Annotated in this window: 1 rRNA gene; it reads left to right on the top strand. The window is 53.3% G+C overall.

Going from position 1 to position 822, the window contains the following annotated elements:
- Positions 1–822 (top strand): 23S ribosomal RNA (locus FGT79_RS30635); the annotation flags it as partial.

The following is an 822-nucleotide window of genomic DNA, read 5'->3' as shown; positions in this document are numbered from 1 at the left end:
CACTCTCCGAGACGGATCCTGAGTACGGCGGGACACGTGAAACCCCGTCGGAATCCGGCAGGACCATCTGCCAAGGCTAAATACTCCCTGGTGACCGATAGTGAAGCAGTACCGTGAGGGAAAGGTGAAAAGCACCGCGGAAGCGGAGTGAAAAAGAACCTGAAACCGTGCGCTTACAAAAAGTCAGAGCCCGTTAAATGGGTGATGGCGTGCCTTTTGTAGAATGAACCGGCGAGTTACGATCACGTGCAAGGTTAAGTCGGGAAGACGGAGCCGTAGCGAAAGCGAGTCTGAATAGGGCGAATAAGTACGTGGTCGTAGACCCGAAACCGTGTGATCTACCCCTGTCCAGGGTGAAGGTGCGGTAACACGCACTGGAGGCCCGAACCCACGCATGTTGAAAAATGCGGGGATGAGGTGGGGGTAGCGGAGAAATTCCAATCGAACTCGGAGATAGCTGGTTCTCCCCGAAATAGCTTTAGGGCTAGCCTCGAGGAATGAGCGTCGTGGAGGTAGAGCACTGATTGGGTGCGGGGCCCGCCAAGGGTTACCAAGTCCAGTCAAACTCCGAATGCCATAGACGTGCTACTCGGGAGTCAGACAGTGAGTGCTAAGATCCATTGTCAAGAGGGAAACAGCCCAGATCATCAGCTAAGGTCCCCAAGTGTGTGTTAAGTGGGAAAGGATGTGGAGTTGCAAAGACAACCAGGATGTTGGCTTAGAAGCAGCCATCATTTAAAGAGTGCGTAATAGCTCACTGGTCGAGTGACTCTGCGCCGAAAATGTAACGGGGCTAAACACACCACCGAAGCTATGACATGT

The organism is Paenibacillus sinopodophylli (assembly GCF_005930355.1).
GTDB lineage: Bacteria > Bacillota > Bacilli > Paenibacillales > Paenibacillaceae > Pristimantibacillus > Pristimantibacillus sinopodophylli.
Note: the sequence above shows the minus strand (reverse complement) of the source record. Positions and strands in the feature narration are given on the sequence as shown.